Origin of the sequence: Archangium sp., assembly GCF_045802675.1 — a bacterium.
GTDB lineage: Bacteria > Myxococcota > Myxococcia > Myxococcales > Myxococcaceae > Archangium.
This window is the reverse complement of sequence record NZ_JBJMQO010000031.1, coordinates 39,573-66,564: the sequence shown is the minus strand read 5'-3', so window position 1 is coordinate 66,564 and position 26,992 is coordinate 39,573. Positions and strand designations below refer to the sequence as shown.

Here is a 26,992-nt window from a genome sequence, read left to right as displayed (position 1 = left end):
GAGAGCTTCATGCAAGCAGAGCCCGCGCGCACGCCTTCGCTCCCCATCACGTGGCCCGCTGCGGTATTCGGCCTCATCTTCGGCGTGGCGATGGCGTACATGCCGTACGAGTTCCACGCCGCGTCCTTCCGGCCCCTCTACCCGTACGCGCGCGCCATGGGCGTGGCCTACCTGGCCAGCAGCATCGTGCTCATGGCCACCATGCTCTACCCGCTGGCCCCGCGCTGGCTGGACGTGCTGGGGCGCGTGGGCTTCGGCGCCGTCACCGGCCTGTACTGGTGGGTGCTCAGCGTGCGCACCGGCGGCCTCACCGGCGCCATCCTCTACCCGCTGCTGCTCACGGGCGTGGCGCTGGAGACCTCCCCCGCCTGGCGCAAGCGGCCGGTGTTCCGCGGCGTCATGGGCGTGCTGGCCCTGTGCTTCGGCCTCATCATGCTCGTGGCGCGCGAGCGCTTCCCCCCCGTCTTCTACGCCGCGCTCTCGCCCCTCATGCTGCCCATGGGGCTGCTCTTCCTGCTGTGCGGCGCGGGGATGCTCTCCCCCCTGGACACGCGCTGGCCCCGGCTGCCGCGTGCGCTCTTCGCCCTGCTCGCGGTGGACTTCGGCCTGCTGTGCTGGGGCCTGGGCCGCATCGGCCTGGGGCCGCCCGCCAGCATCTACCTCATCCTCACCTGCTCGTGCGCCGCCGCCGCCGCCGGCCTGCGCCCGCGCGCCCCCCGCACCGTGGGCTTCAAGCTGCTGCGCGGCCTGGCCTTCGCCGGCGTGGTGCCCCTGCTCGCGCTCGGAGCGCTCGCGGCGTGGCTCGCCCAGGGCGCCATCGAGCGCCAGGTGCGCGACGACACCGTGCGCGCCGCCGCCGGCGAGGCCGACTTCCTCGTGCGCTACCTCGACGACGCGCGCGAGTCCCTCCAGCTGCTGCTGGAGTCCCCCGGCTTCCGCAACGCCTTCGCCTCGCGGGACCGCAAGCTGCTGGAGGCCTACCTGCGCAACCTCCCCGCCCAGGCGCGCGCCTTCGACGCCGCGCTCGCCCTGGACAAGGAGGGCCTGGGCCTGGCCGCCTCCTACGACTGGGAGGACCTGGGCAGCTTCGCCCACCGCGACTACTACGGCGGCGTGCTGAGCACCGGCGCCGCCTACGTCTCGCGCCCCTACACCAGCCAGCTCGGCCTGCCCCACGTCGCCGTGGCCCTGCCCTTCAAGCACGAGGGCAAGCTGGAGGGCCTGCTCGTGGGCCTCTTGTCCCTCGAGCGCCTGTCGGCCGCCGTCACCCCCGCCGCCCAGCGCTTCCGCGTCCAGGTGCTGGACAGGCGCGGCCTGCTGCTCTTGCGCGACACCCAGCCCGGCGCCCCCCTGCTGAGCGAGGCCCACCTGCCCGGCACCCTGCGCCTGCACCTGTCCAGCAGCGACGAGGGCGTGGTGGAGACGTCCGGCCCGGAAGACCAACGCATTCTGCTCGCCGCCGACGCGCCCGTGCCCGGCACCGAGTGGAGCGTCGTCGTCACCCAGGACCTGGGCGTGGCCTACCGTGCCATCACCCGCACCAGCGTGGCCTTCATCGCCATCCTCGCCGCGGGCGTGCTGCTCATGCTGGCCCTCTCCCAGTTCGTCGCCCGCGACATCATCCGCCGCCTGGAGACGCTCGTGGAGGCCACCGCCGCCATCGGCCACGGCGAGCTGTCCCGGCGCGTGCCCGAGGAGGAGGACGACGAGCTGGGCGGGCTGTGCCGCGGCTTCAACGAGATGGCGGCCCGCACGGAAATCGCCCAGGGCGAGCTGCGCGAGGCGGTGCGTCTGCGCGAGGAGTTCCTCTCCGTCGCCAGCCACGAGCTGCGCACCCCCCTCACCCCCCTCAAGGGCTTCGCCGCCCTCACCTTGAGCCGCATGGAGAAGGGCGGCGACTTCCCCGAGCGCGAGCGCACCCTCAAGGCCCTGCGCTCCATGGCCCGGCAGACGGACCGGCTCACCCGCCTGGTGGACGACCTGCTGGACACCTCCCGGATTCAGGCCGGCCGCTTCGAGCTGGAGCGCGCCCGGGTGGACCTGGTGCCCCTCGTCCGCGAAATCATGGAGCGCTTCGAGCTGCGCGGCGACGAGAGCCTGCGCTTCGTCTTCGAGGCCCCCGCCGAGCCCGTGGAGGGCGTCTGGGACGGCCCCCGCCTGGAGCAGGTGGTGACCAACCTGCTGAGCAACGCGGTGCGCTACTCGCCCCAGGGCGGCAGCGTGCGGGTGAGCTTCCACCTCAGCCCCGAGGCGGTGGAGCTGCGCGTGCGCGACGAGGGCATCGGCATCCCCCCCGAGAGCGTCGCCCTGCTCTTCCAGCCCTTCGCCCGCGCCTCCAACGCCACCGCGCGCCACTACGGCGGCCTGGGCCTGGGCCTCTTCATCTGCCGGGAAATCGTCCAGCGCCACGGCGGCTCCATCTGGGCGGAGAGCCCCGGGGCCCAGCTGGGCAGCTGCTTCCACGTCCGCCTGCCCCGTGAACAGGCAGCCAACCTCCCCGCGGCCGCCGCGAGCTGATCCTCCGAGGCGCGTAATACCTGTTTTCTTGGAGGCTGGTGCACACGGGTGTAGGGCAGAGTATCCTCGCTCTCAAGCGAGGCGGTTCCCCGGGACGCCCCCAGCCCGAGGAACTGGAGCCCCCCTCTTCTCATGCATCCGAAGCCCCTGCCGAACGAGCCCCTTCCCGCGTCGCACGAGCAGCACTACCAGCTGGTCGTCGAGAACCTGCGGGAGGTGGTGTTCCAACTCGATAAGTCGGGCCGGTTCCTCTACCTGAGCCCGGCGTGGACGGAGCTGACGGGCTTCAGCGTGGAGGAGTCGCTGGGCCAGCCCCACCTGGAGTACGTCCACCCGGCGGACCACGCGCACTGCTACGAGTACGGCCGCGCCCTGCTTTCCCGGCAGAAAGAGTGCTGTAAGCACGAGCTGCGCTACCGTACCCGGAACGGCGAGCACAAGTGGGTGGAGGTCTACGTGAGATTGGTTCCCTCCGAGGACGGCGCCTACGTGGGCACGTTCGGAACCCTCAATGACATCAGCGAGCGGCGGCGCACGACGGACGCGCTGGCCCGGCGCGAGCGCTACCTCACCGCGGTGGTGGAGATTCAGCAGCGGCTGCTGGCGGCCTCGCCCTCGGAGAGCCTCTTCGAGCGGCTGGTGGGCCCGCTGGGAGAGGCCTCGGGGGCCAGCCGCGCCTATATCTTCGAGGCGCACCGCTCCCCCGACGGCAACCTGCTCTTCAGCCAGCGCGCCGAGTGGTGCGCGCCCGGGGTGAAGCCGGAGATCGCCAACCCGGAGCTGCAGAACATGCCGCTGGAGCGGCAGATGCCGCGCCTCTACGAGCTGCTGTCGCGCGGACAGGTGCTCACCGGGCTGGTGAAGGACTTCCCGCCCGAGGAGCGGGCGGTGCTGGAGCCACAGAGCATCCGCTCCCTGCTGACGCTGCCCCTGTGGGTGCACGGCACGCTGGCGGGCTTCATCGGCTTCGACAACTGCGCCGAGGAGCGCGAGTGGGACAAGCTGGAGGTGGATCTGCTGTGGGCCGCGGCGGGTGCCATCGCGCTGGCCATGGAGCAGCGGCAGTCCGAGCGCGCCCTGCGGGAGCGCGAGCTGCGCTTCCGGCGCACCGCGGAGAACGCCTCGGACGTGCTCTACCGCTACCAGCTGGCGGGCACGCGCAGCTTCGCCTTCGTCAGCGGCGTGGTGACGCGCCACCTGGGCTTCACCCCCGAGGAGCACTACCGCGACCCGGAGCTGTGGCACCGCCAGGTGCACTTCGAGGACCGGGAGGCGATGAAGCGGCTGCTGTCCGAGCCCGAGGCGCAGGACACTCCCGTGGTGGTGCGCTTCCTGCGGCGCGACGGGCGCATGGTGTGGCTGCAGCACGTGGTGACGCCGGTGCTGGACGCCACGGGGCTGTGCGTGGCGGTGGAGGGCATCGCCCGCGACATCACCGAGCACCGCCAGTTCGAGGAGGCCCTCAAGCTGTCCGAGGCCAGCTTCCGCATCCTCCTGGAGGGCGTGCCGGAGCCGGCGGCCATCCAGCGCGACGGGCACATCATCTACGTCAACACGGCCATGGTGTGCGCGCTGGGCTTCGCGCGCCCCGAGGAGCTGATGGGGCGGCACCTGCGGGAGTTCTTCCTGGACGAGGAGCCGTCCCCGCCCGAGGGCCAGGTGGCGCTGGTGACGGGCGAGCGGCGCCTGCGGCGGCACGACGGGAAGGTGCGGGTGGCGGAGTTCGCCTCGCTGCCGCTGCTCTTCGACGGTGAGCCGGCCGTGGTGTCCATCGCCCGCGACGTCACCGAGCAGCGCCAGTTGCAGTCGCGCCTGTCCCTGGCGGACCGCATGGCCTCCATGGGCACGCTGGCCGCGGGCATCGCCCACGAAATCAACAACCCGCTCGCCTTCGTCATCACCAACCTGGGCTACCTCCTGGACGAGCTGCGCCGCATGCCCTCGGTGATTCCGGGAGGCATCGCCTCGCGGCCCGAGGTGGACGAGTGGCGCTCGGTGCTGATGGAGGCGCGCGAGGGCGCCGAGCGCGTGCGGCAAATCGTCCGCCAGCTCAAGACGTTCTCCCGGCCGGACGAGGAGCGCGTGGTGCCGGTGGACCTGCACGCGGTGCTGGACTCGGCGGTGATGCTGGCGGCCAACGAAATCAAGCACCGCGCGCGGCTCAAGCGCGAGTTCGGCCCGGTGCCGCCCGTCATGGGCAACGAGGGCCGGCTGTGCCAGGTGTTCCTCAACCTGGTGGTGAACGCGGCGCAGGCCATCCCCGAGGGCTCGGCGGAGAAGAATGAAATCCGCCTGCTCACGCGCGGAGTGTCCGACGGGCGCGTGGTGGTGGAGGTGCAGGACACGGGCTCGGGGATTCCGCGCGAGGTGCTCGGGCGCATCTTCGATCCCTTCTACACCACCAAGCCGGTGGGCGTGGGCACGGGCCTGGGCCTGTCCATCTGCCACGGCATCATCACCAGCCTGGGCGGGGAAATCTCCGTGGAGAGCGAGCCGGGCCGGGGCACCACCATGCGGGTGCTGCTGCCCGCGGCGAGCACGGGCGTGAAGGTGGAGAAGCCGGTGGCGCCCATGCTGGCACCGGTGTCCCAGCGCGGACGGGTGCTCATCGTGGACGACGAGCCCGCGGTGGGCCGGGCCCTCAAGCGGATTCTGCGCGAGCACGACGTGGAGCTGGCCACCAGCGGGCGCCAGGCGCTGGAGAAGCTGTCGGAGGACACGCGCTTCCACGCCGTGCTGTGCGACGTGATGATGCCGGACCTCGGGGGCAAGGACCTGTACGAGGCCGTGCAGCAGGCCGGCTCGGGGCTGGAGCGGCGCTTCATCTTCGTCTCCGGCGGCGCCTTCACCCAGGGCGCGCGGGACTTCCTGGCGCGGGTGCCCAACCCCACCCTGGAGAAGCCCTTCGACGAGACGGCCGTGCGGCGCGTGGTGCGCGAGCTGGTGATGAGCATCCCGGTGCCCCCCACCGGCACCTGACGGCATCCGCCGGTTGTCCGACCCTCCTCCCGCTGACGGATGCGGAAGCCGGGACACCTGGGACAGGCTGCGCTTCCCGCCTTCCCCCCGCTCCGCCGAGGACCGCCGATGAACCGGACACACCTGCTGCTGGCCACCGCCGTGCTGCTCGCCCTCGGGGCAGTCGTCGTCGGCCTGCCCCGCCAGAAGGACACCAGCCACACCGTGGCCCGGCCCGGCGAGGCTCCCACGGGCGTGGTGCTGCCACCCACCACCGCCAGGGACGGCGCGCTCACGCTCGAGGGCAAGCTGTCCGGGGCATACCTGGCGGCCGGGCCGAGCGAGGCCTACGCCGCCCTCACCGTGCGCGCCGACAAGCCCCGCGAGGAGAAGCGGCTGCCGGTGAGCCTCGCGCTCGTCATCGACCGCTCCGGCTCCATGCGCGGGCAGAAGCTGGCGGACGCGAAGCAGGCGGCGCGGATGCTCGTGCAGAGCCTGAGCGACGGGGACCGGCTCGCGCTCGTGCACTACGGCACCGACGTGCGCGTCTTCGCCAGCCAGCCCGTGTCCTACGAGACGCGCCAGCAGATGCTCGCCTTCGTGAACGCCATCGAGGACGAGGGCTCCACCAACCTCAGCGGCGGCCTGGAGGCGGCGGCCCTGGAGCTGCGCCCCCACGTGCACGACTTCCGGGTGAGCCGCATCCTCCTGCTCAGCGACGGCGAGCCCACCGAGGGCCTCACCTCGGAGCCGGAGCTGCGGCGGCTGGCGGCCACCTACCAGCACGAGGGCATGGCGGTGAGCGGGCTGGGCGTGGGCGAGGACATCAACGAGCGGCTGATGCGCGGCCTGGCCGAGCAGGGCGGCGGCTTCTACGGCTACATCCAGGACTCGGAGAAGCTGACGGACATCTTCCGGCGCGAGCTGGAGCAGGCGGCGGGGACGCTGGCGCGCACGGTGGAGCTGCGGCTTCAGCTGCCCGAGGGCGTGACGGACGCGGAGGTGCTCGGCGTGTCGGCGCGGCGCGAGGGCCGCGAGCTGGTGGTGCCCCTGTACGACCTGGCCGGCGGGCAGGAGGCGCGCGTGGTGGTGAAGCTGACGCTGGGGCTGGAGGCGGTGGACGCGCCCCGGAGCGTGCTCGGCGCGCGGCTGCGCTACTGGGACGTGGAGGCCGCACGGCAGGTGGAGGTGGCGCTCGGACTGTCCGCGAAGGTGACGGAGGACGAGGCCCTGGTGCGCGCCAACCTGGACCAGGAGGTGCGGATGTACGCGGTGCGGGCGCTCGGGGCGCGGCAGATGCAGGCGGCGGCCGAGGAGATGAAGCGCGGCAACCGGGAGCGGGCCCTGGGCCTGCTGGACAACGCCCGCAGCCTCTTCGGCACCTCGGCGGAGGCGCTCTCGGGTGAGCTTGCGGACGTGGACCAGACCCGGGCAGCCTATCTCAACGCGCGGGATGAAACCTCCGTGAAGCGTGAGGCGTTACAGCTTCATCGCAAGTCGCTGAAGACCTTCGGACAGAACAATTCGTACTAGGGAAAGGCCGGCCATGCCCCTGTCGGTACAGCTGCAGGAACGCGAGGATTTCGAGGTGCGCACCCTGCGTGCGCTGGGTGGCGGAGCGGCCGCGGGCCTGCTGGTGGCGGCCGCCGCGCGGCTGCTCGTCCACGTGGACCTGGGCTTCTTCGCGGTGGCGGGCGCGGCGCTGGCCAGCGCACGGGTGGACTGGAAGCTGCGCCTGGGCATGCTGGTGGGCCTGCCCGTGCTGCTGAACATCCCCGAGGTGCTCAACGTCCCCACGCCCCTGGCCGAGGCCTGCATGGGCACGCTCGCGGCTGGAGTCGTGGGCGCCCTGGGCACGACGTGGCGGCCCCGTCCCCTCCAGGTGCTGGCCGGAGCGGTGGGCGCCGGGGCCATGGTGCCCCTCGGCCTGTACGTGAAGGCGGTGATGGACGCGCGCCTCTTCGACGGGCGCCTGGGCGCGCTGGGCACGGTGCTGGGGCTCGCGGCGGTGGGCCTCTTCTGGAGCGTGGGCACGCTGGCCTCGCACGTGTCGGTGCACGGCAACGCGGTGGAGGCCCGGGGCTCGGCGCTGGAGAAGCAGCTGTCCGGCGAGGCCCAGGGCCTGGTGATGCGCGCGGTGACCCTCTACGGCCAGTGCCAGAAGGAGGCCGCGCGGATGACGGCGGGCCCGGGCAAGACGGAGCTGCTGGGCGTGCTGGAGAAGATGGTGCGCGAGGTGTTCTCCCTCGCCGAGTCGCACGCGAACCTGGAGGCGCAGCTGCACGCCGTGCAGCAGGGGGACGTGGACGCCCAGGTGCGCGAGCTGCGCGCCAAGGCGGCCGCCACCACGGACGCGGTGGCACGGCGGCAGCTGGAGCTGGCGGCCTCGTCGCTCGGCGAGGAGCTCAACCACCTGGACTTGCTGGGGCGCAAGCGCGAGCGGCTGCTGGCGCAGTTGCACGCCCAGGTGGCGCTGCTGGAGCGCGCCCGGGTGTCCCTGGTGGGCGTGCGCGGCGGTGACGTGGCCTCCAAGGGTGCCCAGGCCGCGCAGCTCGCGCGCAAGCTGGAGTCCCTGGGCCAGGAGGACTCGGGCGCCCCGGCTCCGGCTCCCCTCCCCGAGTCCAACAAGGTCGTGGGCTAGAAGCTCACTCCCCGGGCTCCGGGCGGTGCCGCAGGCAGATCGCGCTCATCAGCAGCGCGAGGCCCATTCCCAGGAAGGTGGCACCGTCCGGCGTGAACCCATCGCGGCTCATGATGATGCCCGGGATGAAGCCCACCGTGCTCATCAACACGAGCGCCCCGTTGCCGAGGTACTTCAGCCACTTCTGGCGGTAGCGCTCCCCCAGGGCCGATAGCGCCGCCGGCAGGAACAGCACGCCCGCGAGGATGGCCGGCCCCTCGAGCTGGTTCCACACCCCGGTGTCGTACCACCACCTGCCCGGGCTGGTGGACACCACCTGCCCCATGACCGGCACGAGCGCGTTCACCCCCGCCAGCCCCAGCCCCCAGCGCGACGAGCGGGACAGCGCCCGCGCCACGCTCCCCCGCATCTCGGCCAGCACGTCCGGGGGCACCTCGAGCGCATAGGGAAAGCCGAGCCCGATGAGCGCCTCCAACGCCAGAGGACGCACCTGCCGCTCGTTGCTGTCCGTAAGGTCCCCGAGCGCCTCGTCCTGCAGCAGGCGCAGCAGCTGATCCGCCCGCTGGCGCGTGGACTCTCCCGGCGCGAGCGGCGCCGACAGTCCGTCCAGCAACGACTCCACGTCCTCGCGCGTCACGCCGGGTGAGGCCACCACCTCCACCCGCTCGCCCAGGGAGATGGGCGCCGCCACGGCGGGCTCCACGGCCATCACCTCCGGCGGGGCACTCTCCTCGGCGGGAACGGCGGTGGCGGCTCGGATGCGCTCCATGACGCCGCGAGTCTAGGCCATCCCCGCGGGAGGAGCACCCCGGGCGCGTTTTCCCGCAACTGGTCCGATGGTCGGACCGGACCGCGCGGAAGGCGCCCAGGGGGCTGGTGCCGCACGCCGAATTTCCACATATTTCCGTGCGCAACAGAGTTTCTCACTAAGCCGATAATTCGAGACGGTTCCCTCCAGAACCCATCCACCGCTCCGGTACCGGGGCAGGACCCAGACACCGTGCACAAGACCGAAACCTCTTCGAGGTACCCGCTGCTCGACCGCCGATTGCTCGCGGCAGCGCTCTCCCTCCTGCTGGCGGCCTGCGGTGGCGCGCAGCAGGACGGACAGGCCGATGACCTCCAGGGCACCCAGGAGGCCGCGCTCAACGTCCCGCTGCGCCTGATGGCCGCCAACATCACCAGCGGCAACCTGCAGAGCTACGACCCCGGCGAGGGCATCCGCATCTTCAAGGGCATCAAGCCCGACGTGGTGATGCTCCAGGAGTTCAACTACGGGGACAACTCGGCGACGGCCATCCGCGGCTTCGTCGACAGCACCTTCGGCACGAGCTTCTCCTACTACCGCGAGGGCGGGGCGCAGATTCCGAACGGCATCATCAGCCGCTACCCCATCATCGCCTCGGGCGAGTGGGACGACACGCAGGTGACCAACCGCGACTTCTCGTGGGCGCGCATCGACGTGCCGGGCCCGAAGGACCTCTGGGTGGTGAGCGTGCACCTGCTCACCTCGGACGCCGCCACGCGCAACACCGAGGCCACCAACCTGGTCAACCTCATCAAGGCCAACATCCCCACCGGGGACTACCTGGCCATCGGCGGTGACTTCAACACCAGCAGCCGCACCGAGTCCTGCCTCACCACCTTCTCGCAGGTGGTGTCCACGGCGAGCCCCTACCCGGCCGACCGCAACGGCAACACCAACACCAACGCCAGCCGCGCCAGCCCCTATGACCACGTGCTCGTCGACAGCGACCTGCGCGCCTACCAGGTGGCCACGGTCATCGGCTCGAGCAGCTTCTCCGCGGGCCTGGTGGCGGACACGCGCGTGTACTCGCCCATCTCCGAGATTTCCCCCGCGCTGAGCACCGACAGCGGCGCCACCAACATGCAGCACATGGCCATCGTCAAGGACTTCTCCATCCCCGGCGACACCACCACCACGGGCATCACCGTCACCTCGCCCAACGGCGGCGAGAGCTGGGCCGGTGGCAGCTCGCACGCCATCACCTGGACGGCCTCGGGCGTGACGAACGTGAAGGTGGAGTACACGCTCAACGGCGGCACCAGCTGGACCGTCCTCACCTCCAGCACCGCCGCCTCCACGGGCAGCTACACCTGGACGGTGCCGAGCACCGCCACCACCACCGCGAAGGTGCGCGTGAGCGATGCCGCCAACGCCGCCGTGACCGATAGCAGCAACGCGTCCTTCACCCTCACCACCTCCACGGGCGGTGGCGCCGCGGTGGTGTTCATCAACGAGATCATGGCCAACGAGCCGGGCTCGGACGTGAACGCCGAGTTCGTGGAGCTCGTCAACTCGGGCGGCACGGCGGCGGACCTGTCGGGCTGGACCCTCTCCGACGCCGCGGGCGTGAAGCACACCTTCGCGAGCGGCACGAGCCTGGCGGCGGGCAAGGCCATCGTGGTGTTCGGCGGGGCCTCGGGCATTCCCACGGGCCTGACCAACGCGGTGGCCTGCACCTCGGGCACGCTCGCCCTGGGCAACAGCGGCGACACCGTGACGCTGAAGAGCTCGGCGGGCACGACGGTGGACACCACCACCTACGCCTCGTCGCTCGCGGGCACGGACGGCGTGTCGATGAACCGCAGCCCGGATGCGACCAGCGGCGCCACCTTCGTGCTGCACACCAGCGTGTCGAGCCTCACGTCCTCGCCGGGCACGCGCGCCAGCGGCACCGCGTTCTGATTCGCTCCTGATTCGCTGAACACGTAACAACCCGGGGCCGGTCTCCACCGCGAGGTGTGGACCGGCCCCGTTTCGTCCCCCCCGGGTGCGGCTTCGGGCGAAGATGGGCCCCCTTTCCGCTGCACCGGGAGCCCCATGGAAACGACAGACCCTCGCATCACCCTCGACGTGCGTGGCCACGTCGCCGTGCTCGGCATCAACCGCCCCGACAAGCGCAACGCCTTCGACCTCGCGATGCTCCGGGCCTTCTCCGCCGCGATGACCCACGCGGACCGCCACCCCGACGTGCGCTGCATGGTCGTGCTCGCCGAGGGAGACCACTTCTCCGCCGGCCTGGACCTGGCCAACGTGGCCCCCGCCCTCTCCAGCGGACAGCCCCTCTACCCCGAGGGCGCCATCGACCCGTGGGGCGTCCAGGGCGCGGTGCGCACCCGGCCGCTCATCGTCGCGGTGCAGGGCCTGTGTCTCACGCTCTCCATCGAGCTCCTCCTCGCCGCGGACATCTCCATCGCCGCCGAGGACGCGCGCTTCGCACAGATTGAAATCAAGCGCGGCATCTTCCCCTTCGGCGGCGCCACCCTGCGCTTCCCCCAGGTGGCCGGCTGGGGCAACGCCATGCGCTGGCTGCTCACCGGCGACGAGTTCGACGCGCGCGAGGCGCACCGCATCGGGCTCGTGCAGGAGGTCGTCCCGCCCGGACAGCAGCGCGAGCGCGCCCTGGCCCTCGCGGAGACGGTGGCGAAGCAGGCCCCCCTGGGCGTGCGGGCCACCCTCGCCTCGGCCCGGCAGACGCTCACCGAGGGCCCCGCGGCCGCCGCGCGCTCCCTGCTGCCCACGCTGCTTGGACTCTCCCATTCGGAGGATGCGCGCGAGGGCGTCCGCTCGTTCGTCGAGCGCCGCGAGGCCCGCTTCACCGGCCGCTGACGGCACGGCGCCGTCCATTTCCCACCACTGGCGGGCGGGCGGTCCGTTCGAGAGGACACACCCGCTCCCGTGGAACAGGTGTCACTCCGGGCAGGCAGCCCCACCGTGCGCGAGCCCTGGTTGCTCGCCCCCAGGAGGTGCCATGGAAACCCGGACCCTGCCGCTGTCCCCAGCTCCCCACGACGAAACGGCGCGCGGTGAAGGCGCCGGCGCCCTCCTGCTCTCCGGTGTCGCGAGCGCGCTCCTCGGCGTGCTGCGCAACCTCGCGCTGGCCGCGAAGTGCCTCGCGCTCGGGCTCGGCGCGCTCCTGACGGGGAAGTTCGCGCGCGGGGGCAACCTCCTGCGCCGGAGCGTGATGGCGCTCGTACAGGTGCCCCTGGAGGGGGTGCTGGGCCTCGGCGGACGCGTGCTGAGCGGAGTGCAGACGGTGCTCGGATGGGAGCCCGTGGGATGCGGGCTCGGCGCGAAGCAGCTCACCGAGCTGCGCAAGGTGTTCGGAGAGGGGCTCGACTACTCGCGCGTGCGCCTCAAGGTCGGACGGCTGGGATTGCTCGCGCTCCCCGGCGGACTCTTCACGCTCGGCAATACGCTCTACGTGCCCCGGGACCTTCCCCGTTCCGCCTCGGGAGCGCTGCTGCTGCCCATGCACCTGCTCATTCGCGGCGTGGGCCACCTCTGGCAATACCAGACCGGCCGCACGGACCACGTGTGCGAGACGCTGTGGGCACGGGAATTCGGCGACGGCTCGGACTGGCGCTCGGCGCTGGACGAGGGCCGCGGCTGGCGCGAGCTGGACCCCGCGCAGCAGGCCCGCTTCCTCCAGGCCGCCTACGCGCGCTCCGGCTACTTCATGGCTCCGGGACAGCGCTTCGTCGACGAGGACACGGGCAAGGACTACACGCAGCAGCTCGAGGCCGCGCTCGAGCAGGTCCGCTCGCGGCGGGGCGCTCCGTAGCGCCGCCCGGGGCGGAGGGGAGGCGCCGGCTCATCCCGCCGTCAGCCGGATCAACGCCCAGAGCACCACCACGTGCAGCGACCAGAGGGTGAGCGCGAAGGGCAGCTGGAAGCGGATGACGCCGTACTCCCGAGCAGCTTGAGCGATTCGTGCATGGGGCCATGGCGTAGCGCACTCGCGGGGAGCGAGACCACCGGCGCCAGGCGCGCTACCGCGGCCTCACGCTCCAAGGGCGGCCCGGCGCTTCAGCTCCGAGCCACCCCGTCATCGCCTACTTCGAGGACTTCGCGCGGCTCGCGTCCTGGGCCAGCGGCTTCACCGTGCGCAGCCGCGCACTCGCCGTGAGCTGGGTGATGATCTTCGCGGCCTTGCCCGCCACGTCTTCCTCCTCCAGGCGGCGATCAATCCGCTGCTCGATGTCCTCGCGCAGGCGGCGGCCCTCGGCGAGCGCGGCTTCGATCTGCTCCCTCACCTGGACCGCGTGCTCATCCGCGGCGGCGCTCCGGTACGGGGCGGTGTTCCGGCGCACCGCGATGCGGCCCGCCGCCCCCGCCGTCGTCCGGCGCCGACGCACCACCGTCCGCTTCTGCGTTCCTTCCTTCCGCTTGTCCGCCATCCGAGCCTCCTGGTGCACTCCTCACCTCCCCGGAAGGTGGGACGTGCCCCCAAGCGCTGGTAGTCCCCTCCCAGTGCAGTCCCCTCGCGGCCAGGCAGACAGCCGGCTCGCACGCCGCTCGCCCCCCTCCGCTTCCCTGCTCCCCAGCCGACATCCCCCGTCATCTACGAAGGTCTTCGTTGACATCTACGAACCCCTTCGTATACTTTCTCCAACGAAGCTGACGGGAGGGAATGCGATGAGTGAACCAACGCTGCCGCGTCCGACGGACTCGGAGCTGGGCATCCTGAGAGTGCTCTGGGAGCGCGGCCCGAGCACGGTGCGCGAGGTGCACGAGGCCCTGAACAAGGGCACCGACGGCACCGGCTACACCACGGTGCTCAAGCTGATGCAGATCATGACCGACAAGGGGCTGGTGCAGCGCGACGAGTCCCAGCGCGCGCACGTGTACACCACGCGAGCCACGCAACAGAAGACGCAACGGCAGCTGGTGACGGATCTGCTGGACCGGGCGTTCGGTGGCTCGCCCGCCCAGCTGGCGATGCAGGCGTTGTCGACGAAGAAGGCCTCGGCCGAGGAGCTCGCCGAGCTGCGCAAGCTGCTGGACACCCTCGAGGGGGAGGAGACGCCATGAGTGGAGCCGTGTCGCAGTCCCTGGGTTGGGCGTTGCTGCACCTGCTGTGGCAGGGCGCTCTCGTGGCGGCGGCGCTCGCCGTGGCCCTGCGCGTGCTCGACCGGCGCGCGGCCTCCCTGCGCTACCTGCTGGCCTGTGGCGCGCTCGCGCTGATGCTCGTGCTGCCCGCCCTCACCGGCTGGCGGCACTACGTCTCCCTCGAGGCAGCACAGCCGCTCGCCGTGGCCCCGGCCCCGGTGATGCGCGCCACGACGGCACCCGTGCCCACGCTCGCGCGCTCCGCGGTGCTTCCGGTGGAGGCCCCTCGCGCCGCCGAGCCCACGCCCGTGATGGAGCGGACGCTGTCGCTCCTGGGCGAGCACATGCACTGGCTGGTGCTCGCGTGGGGACTGGGCGTGGCGCTCTCCTCGATGCGGCTGCTCTCCGGGTGGCTGAAGCTGCGCCGCCTGGTGCGTGAGGCCGGGCCCGCGCCCGCCGAGTGGCAGGAAGCCCTGGAGCGGCTGGCGAAGCGCCTGGGCATGACGCGCCCGGTGCGGCTGCTGCGCTCGGCGGCGGTGGACGTGCCCGCGGCGGTGGGCTGGCTGCGGCCCGTGGTGCTGCTGCCCGTGTCGGCCCTCACCGGCCTGTCCACCCGTCAGCTCGAGATGGTGCTGGCCCACGAGCTGGCCCATATCCGCCGCCACGACTACGTGGTGAACCTGGTGCAGACGATGGTGGAGACGCTCTTCTTCTACCACCCGGCGGTGTGGTGGATGTCGCGCGTCATCCGCGTCGAGCGCGAGCACTGCTGCGACGACATCGCCGTGAGCACCAGCGGCAACGCCGTCTCCTACGCCCGCGCCCTCACCGCGCTCGAGGCCCTGCGCGTGCTGCCCCTCGGCGCGACGAGCCCGGCCATGTCCGCGCTCGGAGGCTCGCTCTCGGAGCGCGTCCGCCGGCTGGTGGTGGCGCCCGCGGCACGCTGCTCGTCGCGGTGGGTGGCGGGAGCCTCGGTCGTCACGCTGATGAGCGGCGTGGCGGTGGCGGCGCCCCTCGCGGCCCTCGTCCTCCCCGAGCGTCCCGCGGCCCCCGCCGAGGCTCCGGCCGCTCCGGTCCCCGCGAGCGCTCCGGTCCCGGCCGAGCCCTCCGTCCCCGGCGCTCCGGCGCTCGCGATGAACACGAGGCCCCTGGCCCGGGGCGTGGTCACCGCCGTGGTGGCCCAGGCTCCGGTGGCGGTGCCCTCGCCGAAGCCGGTGATCGCCGGCAACCCGAATCCCAATCCCAATCCCAATCCAAAGGGGGATGACGACTCGGATTACGACGAGGACGAGGACACCACGCGCGTGGGCAGCAAGCCGCTGTCGGTGGATCAGCTCGTCGCGCTCAAGACGGCCGGCGTCACCCCCGAGCGGGTGAAGGAGCTGGAGTCGCTCGGCTACGAGCCCACGGTGGGCAACCTGGTGCAGTTCGGCCACGCCGACATGACGCCCGAGTACGTGAAGCAGATGACGGACGTGCTGGGCCGCAAGCCCACGGCCGAGGAGCTGGTGGAGATGCGGCACGTCGGCGTCACCGTGGAGAGCGTGAAGGCGCTCGCGGCGGCGGGCTACGGCAAGCTCTCGGCGGACGAGCTCACGCAGGCGGCGGCGGTCGGCGTGGACGAGCGCTTCATCAACGAGCTCAAGGCCGCGGGCTACGACAAGCTGGCCTTCGATGACCTCGTCGAGCTGCGCGCCGTGGGAGTGAATCCCCCGTTCATCCAGGCCCTCAAGGCCGCGGGCTACGACAAGCTGTCGGCCGAGGACCTCACGCAGTTCAAGGCGCTCGGCGTGTCTGCCGAGTACCTGCGCTCGCTGCGCGAGGCGGGGCTCGACAAGCTGCCCGCCGACGAGGTGGTGGAGCTGCGCGCCATGGGCGTGGACGCGGACTTCATCCGCAAGCTGCGAACCGAGGGGCTCGACAAGCTCTCCGTCGAGGACCTGGTGCGCCTGAAGAGCAGCGGCGTGGACGCGGACTTCATCCGCGAGCTGCGCAAGAAGCAGTAACCGGCAGTCCCCTTCCCCTCACCTCCCACGGGCCCACGGCCGCGCACTCCGCGCGCGCCGCCGGGCCCCCTTTTGTCCGAAGTCCCGAAAACCGGAGACCGAACCATGAGAACCTCGAGGACGCCGTACCCGCTCTTCGCCGCCGCGCTGCTGTGGACCCTCACCGCGCTCGCCGCCGTGCCCAACGCCGGCACGTGGACGGCCACCGCCCACGACGACAAGCTTCAGCTCAACTTCCACTTCCAGGAGCACAACAACCTGGGCATCGGCGTCGCCCGCTCGGCCTTCCAGGGGCTGAGCACCGCGGACGGCGACACGAAGTTCCAGCTGGTGCGCGAGGCGGGCACGCTGAGCTTCGAGGGCCGTTTCGCCGCCGGTGAAGGCGCGGGTCACTACCAGTTCAGCCCCAACGCCGCGTACCAGCAGGAGATGGCGAAGCTCGGCTACCCGGATATCTCTCCGGACGAGCAGCTCCAGTTCGCGCTCTTCGACCTGGGCCCGGCGCGGGTGAAGGCGCTGGCGGAGCTCGGCTACACGAAGCTCTCGCATGACGCACTGCTCCAGGTGGCCATCTTCCAGGTGACGCCCGAGCACATCCGCGCCCTCAAGGCCGCCGGCTACGACAAGCTCTCCATGGACGACCTCGTCGCCTCGCGCATCCACGGCGTGACGCCCGAGCACATCCGCGAGCTGGCCGGCGTGGGCCTGAGCAAGCTCGACTTCGATGACCTGGTGGCCACGCGCATCCACGGCGTCACCGCGCAGTTCATCCGCGAGGTGAAGGGCCTGGGCTTCGCCAACCCGAGCCTGGAAGACCTGCTCTCCATGCGCATCCACGGCGTCACCCCCGAGTACGTCCGGGAGATTCGCGAGGCCGGCTACCCGAATGTTACGCTCGAGCAACTCGTGGAGATGCGCATCCACGCAATCGACTCGAACTATGTTCGTTCGCTGTCTGGGAATAAGAAGGCGGGCGGGAAGTAGAAGCGCGCCTCGGGCCACGAGGGGGGTCCTTCAACATGTTGCGTCACTGGGTGCTGAGCGCGGGAGTGGTGTGGGCGGCGGGGGCTTCCGCCGCCGTCGAGGGGCCGGGGCGCAACCAGTTCCTCCACGCGGCACGTGCGAGCGGACCCGTGGTGGTGGATGGCAAGCTGGACGAGGACACGTGGGCGAAGGCCCCCGTCTTCGACGGCTTCGTGCAGCGCTTCCCCGTGGAGGGCGCGGCCCCCAGCGAGCGCACCGAGCTGCGCGTCCTCTACGATGACCGCAACGTCTATATCGCCGTCACCTGCCACGACTCGGAGCCGGCGCTCATCAACCGCAACCTGGGGCGGCGCGACAGCGACCTGTACTCGGACCGGGTGAAGGTGCTGCTGGACACGACGCACGACCACCGCACCGCCTACGTCTTCACGGTGAACGCGGGCGGGGTGCAGTCGGACGGCCTGTACTACGACGATCGCAACTACACCTCGGACTGGGACGGGGTGTGGGACGCGGCGGCGGGCGACACGAAGGACGGCTGGGTGGCCGAGCTCGCCATTCCCCTCTCGCTGCTGCGCTTCCCCGAGGCGCCTGTGCAGACGTGGGGCTTCTCGGTGCGCCGGGACATCGCGCGCCGCAACGAAGAGCTGGAGACGGTGCTCAACCCACGCAACAGCAACGCGACCGTGTCGCGCCTGGGGCACCTCACGGGGATGGAGAACCTCCAGCCGCATACGGCGCTGGAGCTGGTGCCGTACCTCGCGGCGCGCACCGTGGCCCGCCCGCAGTTCTCCGACGAGGCGAGGCCCTGGCCGCGGCTGGTGGACCCCTCGCTGGACGTGGGGCTGGATTTGCGCACGGCCCTCACGAGCAACCTGGCGCTGACGGCCACGCTCAATCCGGACTTCGGCCAGGTGGAGGCGGACCAGCTCATCCTCAACCTCTCCACCTTCGAGGCCTTCTTCCCGGAGAAGCGCTCCTTCTTCACGCAGGGCATGGAGCTGTTCAACTCCGTGGGCGGACAGGGCAGCCCGCAGACGCTCTTCTACTCGAGGCGCATCGGGCTGGAGACACCCATCCTCGGGGCGGCGAAGCTCACGGGCACGGTGACCGAGGGCCTGGAGGTGGGCGTGCTGGACGCCGTCGTCACCAGCCCGTGGAAGCGGGACGTGGACGAGGAGCGGCCGGACCGGAACGTGGGCCTGTACCTCACGCGCCCGCTGCACCTGGGCCCCAACAACGCGCTGCCCACGGACCCGGCGGTGCCCATGAACTACCTGGCGGCGGTGCTGCGCGGCAAGGTGGGCCCGAGCTCGCGCGTGGGCGGCATGGTGACCCTGGCCACGCCGCTCACCGGGGGCTGCTCGGCCGAGGACGCGGCGCTCGACGAGGACGTGCAACCGGCGCAGTGCCTGGCCCGGGGCGGCAACGCCGCGGCGGTGGACTTCGACCTGAAGACGGCCGATGGCCAGTACGGGGTGATGGGACAGCTGGACGGCTCGCAGGTGGTGGGCGGCCTGCCCGAGCTCACGCTGCGCGATGGCACCGTGCTGCACCGCGGGGACACGGGCTTTGGCGGCTTCCTGCGCGCGGGGAAGTACGGCGGCGAGGGCTTCCGCTGGGACATGAGCTACGACTTCACCTCGCCCCGGTTGGACCTCAACCCGAGCGGCTTCCTGCCCTCGCAGAACCAGCACGCGCCGCGCGCCTGGCTGCACTACCAGCGCCCCAACGGGATGGGGCCCTTCAAGAGCGTGTTCGCCAACCTCGGCGGAGGCACGCAGTGGACGACGGATGGCCGGGGCGTGAACCGGGGAAGCTGGGCCAACTTCAACGCGAGCGTGCAGCTGCCGAGCTTCGACGTCCTCGCGATTGAAACGGGTGTGAACGTCGGAGGCTGGGACGTGCGCCAGCTGAAGGGCTCGGGGGTGCCGCTGGAGAACGAGCAGTCGGCCTTCTTCGTGATTGGCGGGGACACCAATCCGAACCGGCCGGTGGCGGCGGGAGGCTTCGCCGCGGTGGCGTACCACCCCGAGATGGGCCCGGTGGCTCCGGCCTGGGGCTGGACGGCGAACCTGTATGGGACGGTGCGGCCGCACCCCTCGCTCGAGACGCGGCTGGAGGCGCTGGTGGATCGCACACCCACCGGGCCGCGCTACATCGACAGCCTGGACGACAACCGCTTCCTGCTCAGCCCGCTCTTGTCGGAGACGCTGTCGCTGACGCTGCGGCAGCAGTGGGTGATGACGCCGAAGCTGACGTTGCAGGCGTATGCCCAGCTCTTCACGAGCTACGGCTCCTACGGCACCTATTACGAGGGCCTGTCCGACGCGGCGCGCTCGCCCATCCGCTTCTCCAGCCTGGTGCCGGTGGCGCACGAGAACACGGACGACTTCCACGACGTGGGGCTGAACCTGAACGTGGTGCTGCGCTGGGAGTACCGGCTGGGCTCCACGCTGTACGTGGTCTACACGCGCGGGCAGCAGCGCTTCCCGGTGGAAGACGGCGTACAGCCCCCGCACACGCTCCTGCCCCAGGGGCTGCTCGCGGGCGCCGCCAACGACGCGCTGATGGTCAAGTGGTCCTGGTACTGGGGGGTGTGAGCCACAGGGGCGGTAGCACGAACATTAAATGGCGTTTAATGTTCGTGCATGGAGGAAACTCGCCCCAACGGACCCGAGTGGGCGCGGCTCTACGAAGTCGCCGCGGGCCAGGGGGGTTACTTCAGCGCACGGCAGGCGCAGGAGGCCGGTTACTCCCTGCCGCTATTGGCCCACCACATGAAGCGGGGCCGTATCCAGCGGGCTCGCCGGGGAATCTTCCGGCTCACGTACTACCCCGCGGGAGAGCATGAAGATCTCGTGGTCCTCTGGCTATGGAGCGAGCAGGCCGGCGTCTTCAGCCATGAAACCGCGCTGATGCTCCAGGATCTCTCGGATGCCCTGCCGGCGGTGTACCACCTCACACTTCCCGCGGCCTGGGCACGCCGACGGCTGCGCGTGCCTGAAAGCGTACGCCTGTACTTCGCGGACATCCGCGCACCGGAACGGCGCTGGGTGGGCAATGTTCCGGTCACCTCCCCGCTCCGCACCCTCGTGGATTGCGTCCGCGCTCACGCTTCCCCCGAGTTCATCCACTCCGCACGCCAGCAGATCCTCGAACGAGGGCTCGTCAGCCCTACCGTACTTCAGAACGAATGGCGTAGGTTGAGTCTACCTGACTTCTAGAGTAATTGATGAGGGGTGAGCATCCGTCAGTACAAGACTCCCTCCGCATTCAAACAGGCTCTTGAAGACCGTCTGAAGGATGCATCCCGGACAAGCGGTAGGCCTCTCGACCGAATACGCCAGCAGCTCGTCTTCGACCGATTCCTCACGCGTGTCTTCACGATCCTGGGGGAGGCCGTCGTATTGAAGGGTGGAGTCGTCCTCGAGCTGCGCCTCGCGCGAGCCCGCTCGACCAAGGATGTCGACCTGCGTTGCGCGGGGAACCCGAATCTCCTGTTGGCCCAACTACGGGAAGCAGGCCAGCTCGACATGGGAGACCATCTCCTCTTCGAGGTGGCGGTCGGGCCTCACGGGGACGTCATTGACGGCGAAGGCATGGTGTACGAGGGACGCCGGTTCCGGGTACAGGGCCGTCTGGCGGACAAACCCTACGGCCATCCCTTCGGGGTGGACGCGGCCTTTGGCGACGTCCTCGTGGGGACTCCCGAAGTCATCGCGGGCAGCGACGTCCTCGCCTTCGCGGGCGTGCCGCGCTCATCGCTGCGTGTCTACCCTCGCGAGACCCATGTCGCCGAGAAGCTGCACGCCTACACCCTCCCGCGCCAACGCGAGAACTCGCGGGTGAAGGATCTCCCAGACCTCGCACTTCTGGCCCAGACCGGCACCTTCTCCCGCGGGCTCCTGCGCACAGCACTCGAGAAGACGTTCTCCTTCCGAGGCTCGCATCTCTTGATGGAGAAATTGCCTCCACCGCCTGCTTCGTGGCTCTCCGCCTATGAGTACATCGCGCGAAACGATCGGCTGCCCTGGAACACGCTCGCGGACGTCTACCGTGCCGCGAGCGCCTTCCTCGACCCAGTCCTGAAGAGCGGTGGGGAGACGTGGAGCCCCGACCGCTGGCGCTGGGAGTGAGGCGCCCTCGTGCCTACTCCAGCGACGGACCCGTGTCCCCCGGCATCAGCGCCTGCCGCGCCAGTGACACCGGCAGTCCGAGCCTCAAGAACCGGTCGTGGAAGTCTCTCAGCGAGAACGTCTGTCCTCGCGCCTCCACGTAGCGCTTGTAGTCCTCGCGCAGCTTCAGAATCTGCATCCGCCCCAGCGCGTAATAGAGATACGTCGGGTTGAACGTGCCGCGCTGCACCTCGCGCAGAGCCGGGAAGGGCTCGAAGTAGGCGATCTCCGCGTACCGCTTCGCCGCCCCCTCCACCGACTCACCGAAGGCGTGCATCGACAGCCCCGCGTGCCACCGCGCGTGCCGCTGCAGCGCCCGGCGCAACTGCCCCAGCCTCACGCCCGGGTCTCCCCCGCCGAAGCCCTCGTCCACCATCATCTGCTCCACGTAGTGCGCCCAGCCCTCCACCAGCGACGCCGGCGCGAACACCTTGCGCACCTCCGTGGGAATCTGGGCTTCGTACAACAGCTGCACGAAGTGGCCCGGCATCGCCTCGTGCACCGTGACGCCCAACAGCCCCGCGTGGTTGAAGTACGTCAGGTGCTGCGCCTTCTGCTCCTCCGTCCACCCCGCTTCCACGTTCGTGATGTTGTAGAAGGCCTCCGTCGCCCGCGTCTCGAACGGCCCCGGCGTGTCCATCGACGCGAAGCCCATTCGCGCGTACGGCGGCGTCTCGCGCACCGCCGGCAACCGCTCCGACGGCAGCGTCATCAGCCCCTTCTCCAGCACGAAGCGCTGGCACTCCTCCAATTGCTCGCGCGCCGTCGGAATCAGCGCCTCCGCCGTCGGATGGTCGTGCACCAGCGCATCCATCACCTCCACCGGGGACTTCCTCGCATCCACCCGCGCCGCCTCCGCCGCCACCCTCGCCTTGTAGTCGCGAATGGCCCGCTCGTTGAGGTCGCGCAGCTGCTCGGCCGTCAGCGCCACGTGCTCCTCCAGCGCCAGCTTCCGCTCGAAGAGCTCCTTGCCCAGCCGGAAGTCTCCGTTCGCCTTCGGCAGCAGCTCCGTCTCCTGCCACCGCGCGAACTCCTCCACCTCGGCCGTGGCCTTCGCCAGCGCGGCGGAGAACGCCTGGTTCAGCTTCCCATCCGCGCGTCCCAGCCCCTGCGCCCCCAGCGCCGCCGGCAGGTCCGAGCGCAGGAAGTTCACCGTGCCCCGCGTGTCGCGCAGCGCCTGCTCGGCCCACGGCTTCGGCACGTCGCGCAGGTTCGCCTTCGCCGCCGCCACCACCCGCGGAATCTGCCCCATCCGCGCCATCAGGCTCGCCACCCGCTCCTCCACCGGAGCGAACTCGCGCTGCGACAGCGACGAGAGCCCGTTCGCGATGGTGCCGTTGTAGAGCATCGGGTTGCGCTGCCAGCCACGCTCCTCCTCCAGCTCCAGCAGCTCCGCGCGCAGGGCGTTCTCCAGGATGCGCACGTCGAATACCGCGTCCCCGGTGAGCCCCGCCCGGTCCAGCTTCTCCAGCCGCGCGAGCCACCCGTGCAGCTCCTTCGCCCGGCGCTCGAAGGCCCCGGCCGAGACGTCCGGCAGCCGGGTGTCGTAGGGGTGCAGGCCCAGGCTCGTCGAGCGCACCGGGTGGGCGGCGTAGTACGCGTCGAGGTACTCACGGGCGAAGCGGCTGTACTCGGCATCCGCGGGCGTGGGCGTCATGGGGCTCGAGGAGGCCGCGGCTCCAGCTCCCGTGCGCGGAGCACAGGCGGGCGCCAGGAGCAGGGCGGCGCAGCAGAGGGTGGTGCGAAGCATCCAGGGGCTCGGGCGAAGAAGGGGCCCGCAGTGTCCCCGGGGCGCGCCGTGCTCGCAACCCGGGCGGGCAGGCGGACCCGCCGTGAAGGGCCGGATTGCATGTTCACCATCGACTGCCGTCCCAGCCCATGAATGCCATCTTCAACATTCAGCGCCGGGCCCCCGTGCACACGAAACGTGCGGGAGAAGTCCTCCTGGGCTAAGGGTCTCCCTGACTGCCAGCCCGGGCTGCGTGCAACCCCTCGAGGCCCGCTCGCTGGAGGAGGTACCGAGTCATGTCCGAACCGCAGCAGCCCCAGAAGAAGCGCTGGCCCTATGTCGTCGGCGGCATCGTCCTGCTCCTCGTGGTGGTGGTGGCCATCGCCCTGTGGCGGCTCGACGCCTTCCTGCTCTCGCGCGCCCGCACCGAGGCCGCGCAGCTCTCCCAGACGCTCGGCCGGCCCGTGGAGATTGGCGACATCGACACGCAGCTCATCCCCCACGTGGGCATCGAGGTGGAGAACGTGGTGGTGGGCGCCGCCGAGGGCGAGCAGGTGCCCCTGGTGGAGCTGAAGAAGCTCGACGTGGCCGTGGCGCTCTGGCCCGCGCTCACCTCGAGCGGCAAGGACATCCAGGTGAAGAACGCCGAGGTGTCCGGGCTCACCGTCAACGTGGTGCGGCTGCCGGATGGCACCACCAACGTGTCGCGGTTGCAGGAGAAGCTCGCCCAGCAGCAGAAGCCCGAGGAGGAGCAGCCCCCCGCCGGGAAGCAGCCGCCCAGGGACCTGTCGGGCGTGCGCGTGGACCGGGCGGCGCTCACCGACGCCACCATCCGCTTCATCGACCGCAGCGCGGCACAGGCGCGCGAGCTGGCCATCTCCGACCTCGACGTGGAGGTGAAGGACCTGCGCGTGGGCAAGCCGCTGGAGGTGGTGCTCCACGCCGCGGTGCTGGCGCAGCAGCAGAACTTCCACCTCACGGTGCAGATGGCACCGCTGCCGGCCACGCTCACCCCGGTGCCCGAGCGCGTGGTGCTCAAGTCCGAGCCCATCGACCTGGCGCCGCTGGGGCCCTTCCTCGGGCCGGAGGTGGGGCTGCAGGCGGGCACGCTGCGCGCGGACTGGACGGCGGACCTCGGCGCGGCGGTGCCCGGCGGCAACGGGCCCACGAAGCTCCAGGGCGGCCTGCGGGCGCAGGGCCTGCGCTTCGCCGGGGCCGAGGGCGGCAAGGCGCTCGACGTGGTGCTGGACACCGACGTGACGGGCGACATGAAGACGGGCGACCTGACGCTGAGCAAGTTGTTGATGGAGCTCGGCCCCGCGCGCCTCACCGGCAAGGGACAGGTGAAGGGACTGCTCACCGAGACGCCCTCGATGCAGGACTTCGAGCTGGTGGGCCAGAACCTCGACCCGGCGGTGCTCGCCGAGTACTACCCGCCGCTGCGCAAGTCGCTGGCGAACCAGGTGGCGGGCCCCCTTGGCCTCGTGGTGCGCGGCGGCGGCACGCAGCAGGCCCAGGCACTCACGGCGGAGCTGGACCTGACGCCCGTGCGGCTGCGCATCCCCGAGCAGCTCTCCAAGGAAGCGGGCGCGCCCATGCGGCTGACGGCCCGGCTCACCGGCGCCGCGGCCAGCGGAGGGGCGCTGCGCTTCGATGCGAAGACGGACCTGACGGGCGTGGACATGCGGCCGGGCCTGCTGCTCGACAAGCGGCCGGGGCAGACCTTCACCGTGGACACGGCGGGCACCTACCAGCCCGCGAGCGGCAAGACGCCCATGAAGGTGGACCTGAGCCGGCTCAACATCGCGATGCTCGACTCCACGATGAGCGGCACGGCGTCCTATGCCCAGTCCGGCAAGGGGGCGAAGCAGACGACACAGTTCTCCCTGGCGCTCAAGAGCCCCAGGCTCAACGCGGACGAGCTGCTGATGACGGACGAGGAGATTGCTTCAGCGGCCGGCGGCACCGCGCCCAAGGAGGACGGGCCCAACGACCCCAAGCGCTTCAACGGCATGCGCGGGGACATGCTCTTCGAAATCGGCGCGCTGCGGATGAATGAGATGGACCTGTCCAACATGGTGGCCGAGCTGAAGATGGCGGACGACCTCATCACCGTGGAGCGCTTCACCACGGGGGTGTACGGCGGCACGGTGTCGGCGGGAGGCAGCTCGGTGCGGCTGGGGCCGGACCCGGCGCAGCGCCCCTTCGAGCTGAAGGCGCAGGTGCGCGGCATGGACGTGGCGCAGGCGATGTCCAAGCGGGTGCCGCGCCAGGTGATGAATGGGAAGTTCGACGGGCAGCTGAACCTGTCGGGCGTGGGCTACGAGACGAAGAGCCTTCAGGAGCGGCTCGCGGGAGGCATCGATGGCACGCTGCTCGGCGGGGCGTTCACCGGCCTGGACATCCCGGCGGCGGTGACCGGGCCGCTGGTGAAGGCGCTGCCCTTCGCGGGCAAGGTGCTGACGGATCAGGGCGTGACGCAGCTCGCGGACCAGCTGCCGTTCGGAGTGACCATCAAGAACGGCGTGGCGCAGCTGTCCAAGCCCATTACGTGGACGCGGCCCGAGGCGGCGATGAGCTTCGACGGAGGCATCCGGCTGGACGGGACGCTGGATCTGGCGGGGACGGTGAACCTCCAGCCGCAGACCATCCAGAAGATCACCGCGGGGAAGGCGGCGCCGACGGGGCCGGTGCCAGTGGCGCTGAAGCTGACGGGCAAGGCGTGGGCGCCGCAGGTGACGGGGCTGGACGTGAGGCCGGCGGCGACGGCGATCGCGAAGATGGCGGCGGCGGGCGTGGCGACGGAGCTGCTGGGCGAGAAGGGCAAGGAGGTGGGGAAGGTCATCACCGGCGGCACGGACGCGGCGAAGGAGGCCGCGAAGGCCGAGGCGGAGAAGCACCAGAAGGAGCTCGAGCAGAAGGCGCAGCAGGAAGCGGAGGCCGCGCGCAAGAAGGCCGAGGACGAGGCGAAGAAGCGCCTCGAGGGCATCTTCAAGCGCTAAGCTGGAGCTTCGATGCCCACCACGCTCGACCGAATCGAGATCGAAGGCTTCAAGTCCATCCGCCAGGTGCGGCTGGATTTGAAGCCGTTGAACGTGCTCATCGGCGCGAACGGCGCGGGCAAGAGCAACTTCATCTCGGTCTTCGGGCTGCTGCGTCACATCGTCGAGGGCCGACTGCAGTTCTACGTCGCGCAGGCGGGAGGCGCCGATGCGCTTCTGCATTATGGGCGAAAGCAGACTCCGGAGTTGATGCTACGGCTCTCCTTCGAGACCAGCAGCTACGAGGCAAAGCTCGCACCTTCCGCAGCTGATTCCCTGATCTTCGCACTGGAATCAGGCATGACCTCCTGGGGGGCAGAAAACCCTCAACCCGGGGCGATAAGCGGGCAAGACGAGGCCAAGCTAAGCGGACACGACGAGAGCGTGCTGCTGAAAGCAGGAACCGAGCAGGACTCAGTCCGGAGCGCGCTCAAGCGTATTCAAGACTGGCGCGTCTACCACTTTCACGACACCAGCGCGTCCGCGAAGGTGAAGCAGACAGGGGACATCGGAGACAACGAAGCGCTCCGCCCCGATGCGGCAAACCTCGCGGCTCTCCTGTTCCTTCTGCGCACGAAGCACCCCGAGAGCTACCGCCGCATCGTCTCGACCCTCCGGCTCGTCGCGCCCTTCTTCGGCGACTTCCGGCTGCGCCCCAGCCCCTTCAACGAACAGAAAATCCAGCTCGAATGGTCCGAGCGGAACTCGGAGGCCTACTTCAACGCGCACGCGCTCTCGGATGGGACGCTGCGCTTCATCTGCCTCGCGACCCTGTTGCTCCAGTCCCACCTGCCCTCCCTCATCCTCATCGACGAGCCGGAGCTGGGCCTGCATCCCTACGCCATCCAGGTGCTGGCCGGGCTCGTGCGAAGCGCCTCGGAGAAGACACAGGTCATCCTCTCCACCCAATCCGTCTCCCTGGTGAATCAGTTCGAGCCGGAGGACCTTGTGGTCGTCGATCGAAGCAAGGGAGAGTCCGTGCTCCGCCGCCTCTCCGCGGAGGACACGAAGGACTGGCTCGAGGGCTACAGCCTCGGAGAGCTCTGGGAGAAGAACGTCTTCGGCGGGCGGCCCGGCTGAG

General features: G+C 70.6%; 18 protein-coding genes. 15 read left to right on the top strand and 3 right to left on the bottom strand.

The window, feature by feature from the left end; translation table 11 throughout:
- Positions 1 to 9 precede the first annotated feature (9 nt).
- The 4 genes from ACJ8AN_RS09205 (at position 10) to ACJ8AN_RS09190 (ending at position 8,116) form a co-directional block, all read left to right on the top strand.
- A complete protein-coding gene (locus tag ACJ8AN_RS09205; RefSeq protein ID WP_407754892.1) occupies positions 10 to 2,517 on the top strand; it encodes an ATP-binding protein in 2,508 nt (835 codons plus the stop codon).
- 132 nt (positions 2,518 to 2,649) lie between these two features.
- Complete coding sequence (locus tag ACJ8AN_RS09200; RefSeq protein ID WP_407754891.1) at positions 2,650 to 5,496, top strand: PAS domain S-box protein; 2,847 nt, start codon at positions 2,650 to 2,652, stop codon at positions 5,494 to 5,496.
- 108 nt (positions 5,497 to 5,604) lie between these two features.
- Positions 5,605 to 7,008 (top strand): vWA domain-containing protein, encoded by a 1,404-nt coding sequence (locus ACJ8AN_RS09195; protein ID WP_407754890.1) that lies wholly within the window; start codon positions 5,605 to 5,607, stop codon positions 7,006 to 7,008.
- A 13-nt stretch (positions 7,009 to 7,021) separates the two neighbouring features.
- Positions 7,022 to 8,116 carry a hypothetical protein gene (locus ACJ8AN_RS09190; RefSeq protein ID WP_407754889.1) on the top strand — a complete coding sequence of 365 codons (1,095 nt, stop codon included), beginning with the start codon at positions 7,022 to 7,024 and terminating at the stop codon, positions 8,114 to 8,116.
- A 4-nt stretch (positions 8,117 to 8,120) separates the two neighbouring features.
- Here ACJ8AN_RS09190 and ACJ8AN_RS09185 read toward each other — a convergent pair whose 3' ends face one another.
- Entirely contained in the window at positions 8,121 to 8,885 is a 765-nt protein-coding gene (locus ACJ8AN_RS09185; RefSeq protein WP_407754888.1) for a hypothetical protein, read from the bottom strand.
- A 231-nt stretch (positions 8,886 to 9,116) separates the two neighbouring features.
- On the opposite strand from ACJ8AN_RS09185, the gene ACJ8AN_RS09180 reads away from it, so the two are divergent.
- The 3 genes from ACJ8AN_RS09180 to ACJ8AN_RS09170 all read left to right on the top strand — a co-directional run bounded on the left by ACJ8AN_RS09180 (position 9,117) and on the right by ACJ8AN_RS09170 (position 12,705).
- Complete coding sequence (locus tag ACJ8AN_RS09180; protein ID WP_407754887.1) at positions 9,117 to 10,826, top strand: lamin tail domain-containing protein; 1,710 nt, start codon at positions 9,117 to 9,119, stop codon at positions 10,824 to 10,826.
- 135 nt (positions 10,827 to 10,961) lie between these two features.
- Positions 10,962 to 11,750, top strand: coding sequence for a crotonase/enoyl-CoA hydratase family protein (locus ACJ8AN_RS09175; RefSeq protein ID WP_407754886.1), 789 nt, complete (start codon positions 10,962 to 10,964; stop codon positions 11,748 to 11,750).
- Positions 11,751 to 11,892: 142 nt separating this feature from the next.
- Positions 11,893 to 12,705, top strand: coding sequence for a hypothetical protein (locus ACJ8AN_RS09170; RefSeq protein ID WP_407754885.1), 813 nt, complete (start codon positions 11,893 to 11,895; stop codon positions 12,703 to 12,705).
- Between the two features lie 271 nt (positions 12,706 to 12,976).
- Here ACJ8AN_RS09170 and ACJ8AN_RS09165 read toward each other — a convergent pair whose 3' ends face one another.
- Positions 12,977 to 13,321: a hypothetical protein gene (locus ACJ8AN_RS09165; RefSeq protein ID WP_407754884.1), complete on the bottom strand. Its 345-nt coding sequence runs from the start codon at positions 13,319 to 13,321 to the stop codon at positions 12,977 to 12,979.
- Positions 13,322 to 13,559: 238 nt separating this feature from the next.
- On the opposite strand from ACJ8AN_RS09165, the gene ACJ8AN_RS09160 reads away from it, so the two are divergent.
- The 6 genes from ACJ8AN_RS09160 (at position 13,560) to ACJ8AN_RS09135 (ending at position 21,102) form a co-directional block, all read left to right on the top strand.
- Complete coding sequence (locus ACJ8AN_RS09160) at positions 13,560 to 13,955, top strand: BlaI/MecI/CopY family transcriptional regulator (RefSeq protein ID WP_407754883.1); 396 nt, start codon at positions 13,560 to 13,562, stop codon at positions 13,953 to 13,955.
- Positions 13,952 to 15,979: a M56 family metallopeptidase gene (locus ACJ8AN_RS09155; RefSeq protein WP_407754882.1), complete on the top strand. Its 2,028-nt coding sequence runs from the start codon at positions 13,952 to 13,954 to the stop codon at positions 15,977 to 15,979. The genes ACJ8AN_RS09160 and ACJ8AN_RS09155 overlap by 4 nt, the downstream gene beginning before the upstream one ends.
- Positions 15,980 to 16,084: 105 nt before the next feature.
- Positions 16,085 to 16,963 (top strand): 4-hydroxy-3-methylbut-2-enyl diphosphate reductase, encoded by an 879-nt coding sequence (locus tag ACJ8AN_RS09150; protein WP_407754881.1) that lies wholly within the window; start codon positions 16,085 to 16,087, stop codon positions 16,961 to 16,963.
- 35 nt (positions 16,964 to 16,998) lie between these two features.
- Entirely contained in the window at positions 16,999 to 19,566 is a 2,568-nt protein-coding gene (locus ACJ8AN_RS09145) for a DUF5916 domain-containing protein (protein WP_407754880.1), read from the top strand.
- A gap of 48 nt (positions 19,567 to 19,614) precedes the next feature.
- Positions 19,615 to 20,190 carry a type IV toxin-antitoxin system AbiEi family antitoxin domain-containing protein gene (locus tag ACJ8AN_RS09140; RefSeq protein WP_407754879.1) on the top strand — a complete coding sequence of 192 codons (576 nt, stop codon included), beginning with the start codon at positions 19,615 to 19,617 and terminating at the stop codon, positions 20,188 to 20,190.
- 15 nt (positions 20,191 to 20,205) lie between these two features.
- A complete protein-coding gene (locus tag ACJ8AN_RS09135) occupies positions 20,206 to 21,102 on the top strand; it encodes a nucleotidyl transferase AbiEii/AbiGii toxin family protein (protein ID WP_407754878.1) in 897 nt (298 codons plus the stop codon).
- 13 nt (positions 21,103 to 21,115) lie between these two features.
- Here ACJ8AN_RS09135 and ACJ8AN_RS09130 read toward each other — a convergent pair whose 3' ends face one another.
- Positions 21,116 to 22,891, bottom strand: coding sequence for a DUF885 domain-containing protein (locus ACJ8AN_RS09130; protein ID WP_407754877.1), 1,776 nt, complete (start codon positions 22,889 to 22,891; stop codon positions 21,116 to 21,118).
- Positions 22,892 to 23,166: 275 nt separating this feature from the next.
- Here ACJ8AN_RS09130 and ACJ8AN_RS09125 point away from each other — a divergent pair, with 275 nt between their 5' ends.
- Positions 23,167 to 25,872: an AsmA family protein gene (locus ACJ8AN_RS09125; protein WP_407754876.1), complete on the top strand. Its 2,706-nt coding sequence runs from the start codon at positions 23,167 to 23,169 to the stop codon at positions 25,870 to 25,872.
- Between the two features lie 12 nt (positions 25,873 to 25,884).
- On the top strand, positions 25,885 to 26,991 hold the full coding sequence (locus ACJ8AN_RS09120; protein WP_407754875.1) for an AAA family ATPase: 1,107 nt from the start codon (positions 25,885 to 25,887) through the stop codon (positions 26,989 to 26,991).
- Position 26,992 lies beyond the last annotated feature (1 nt).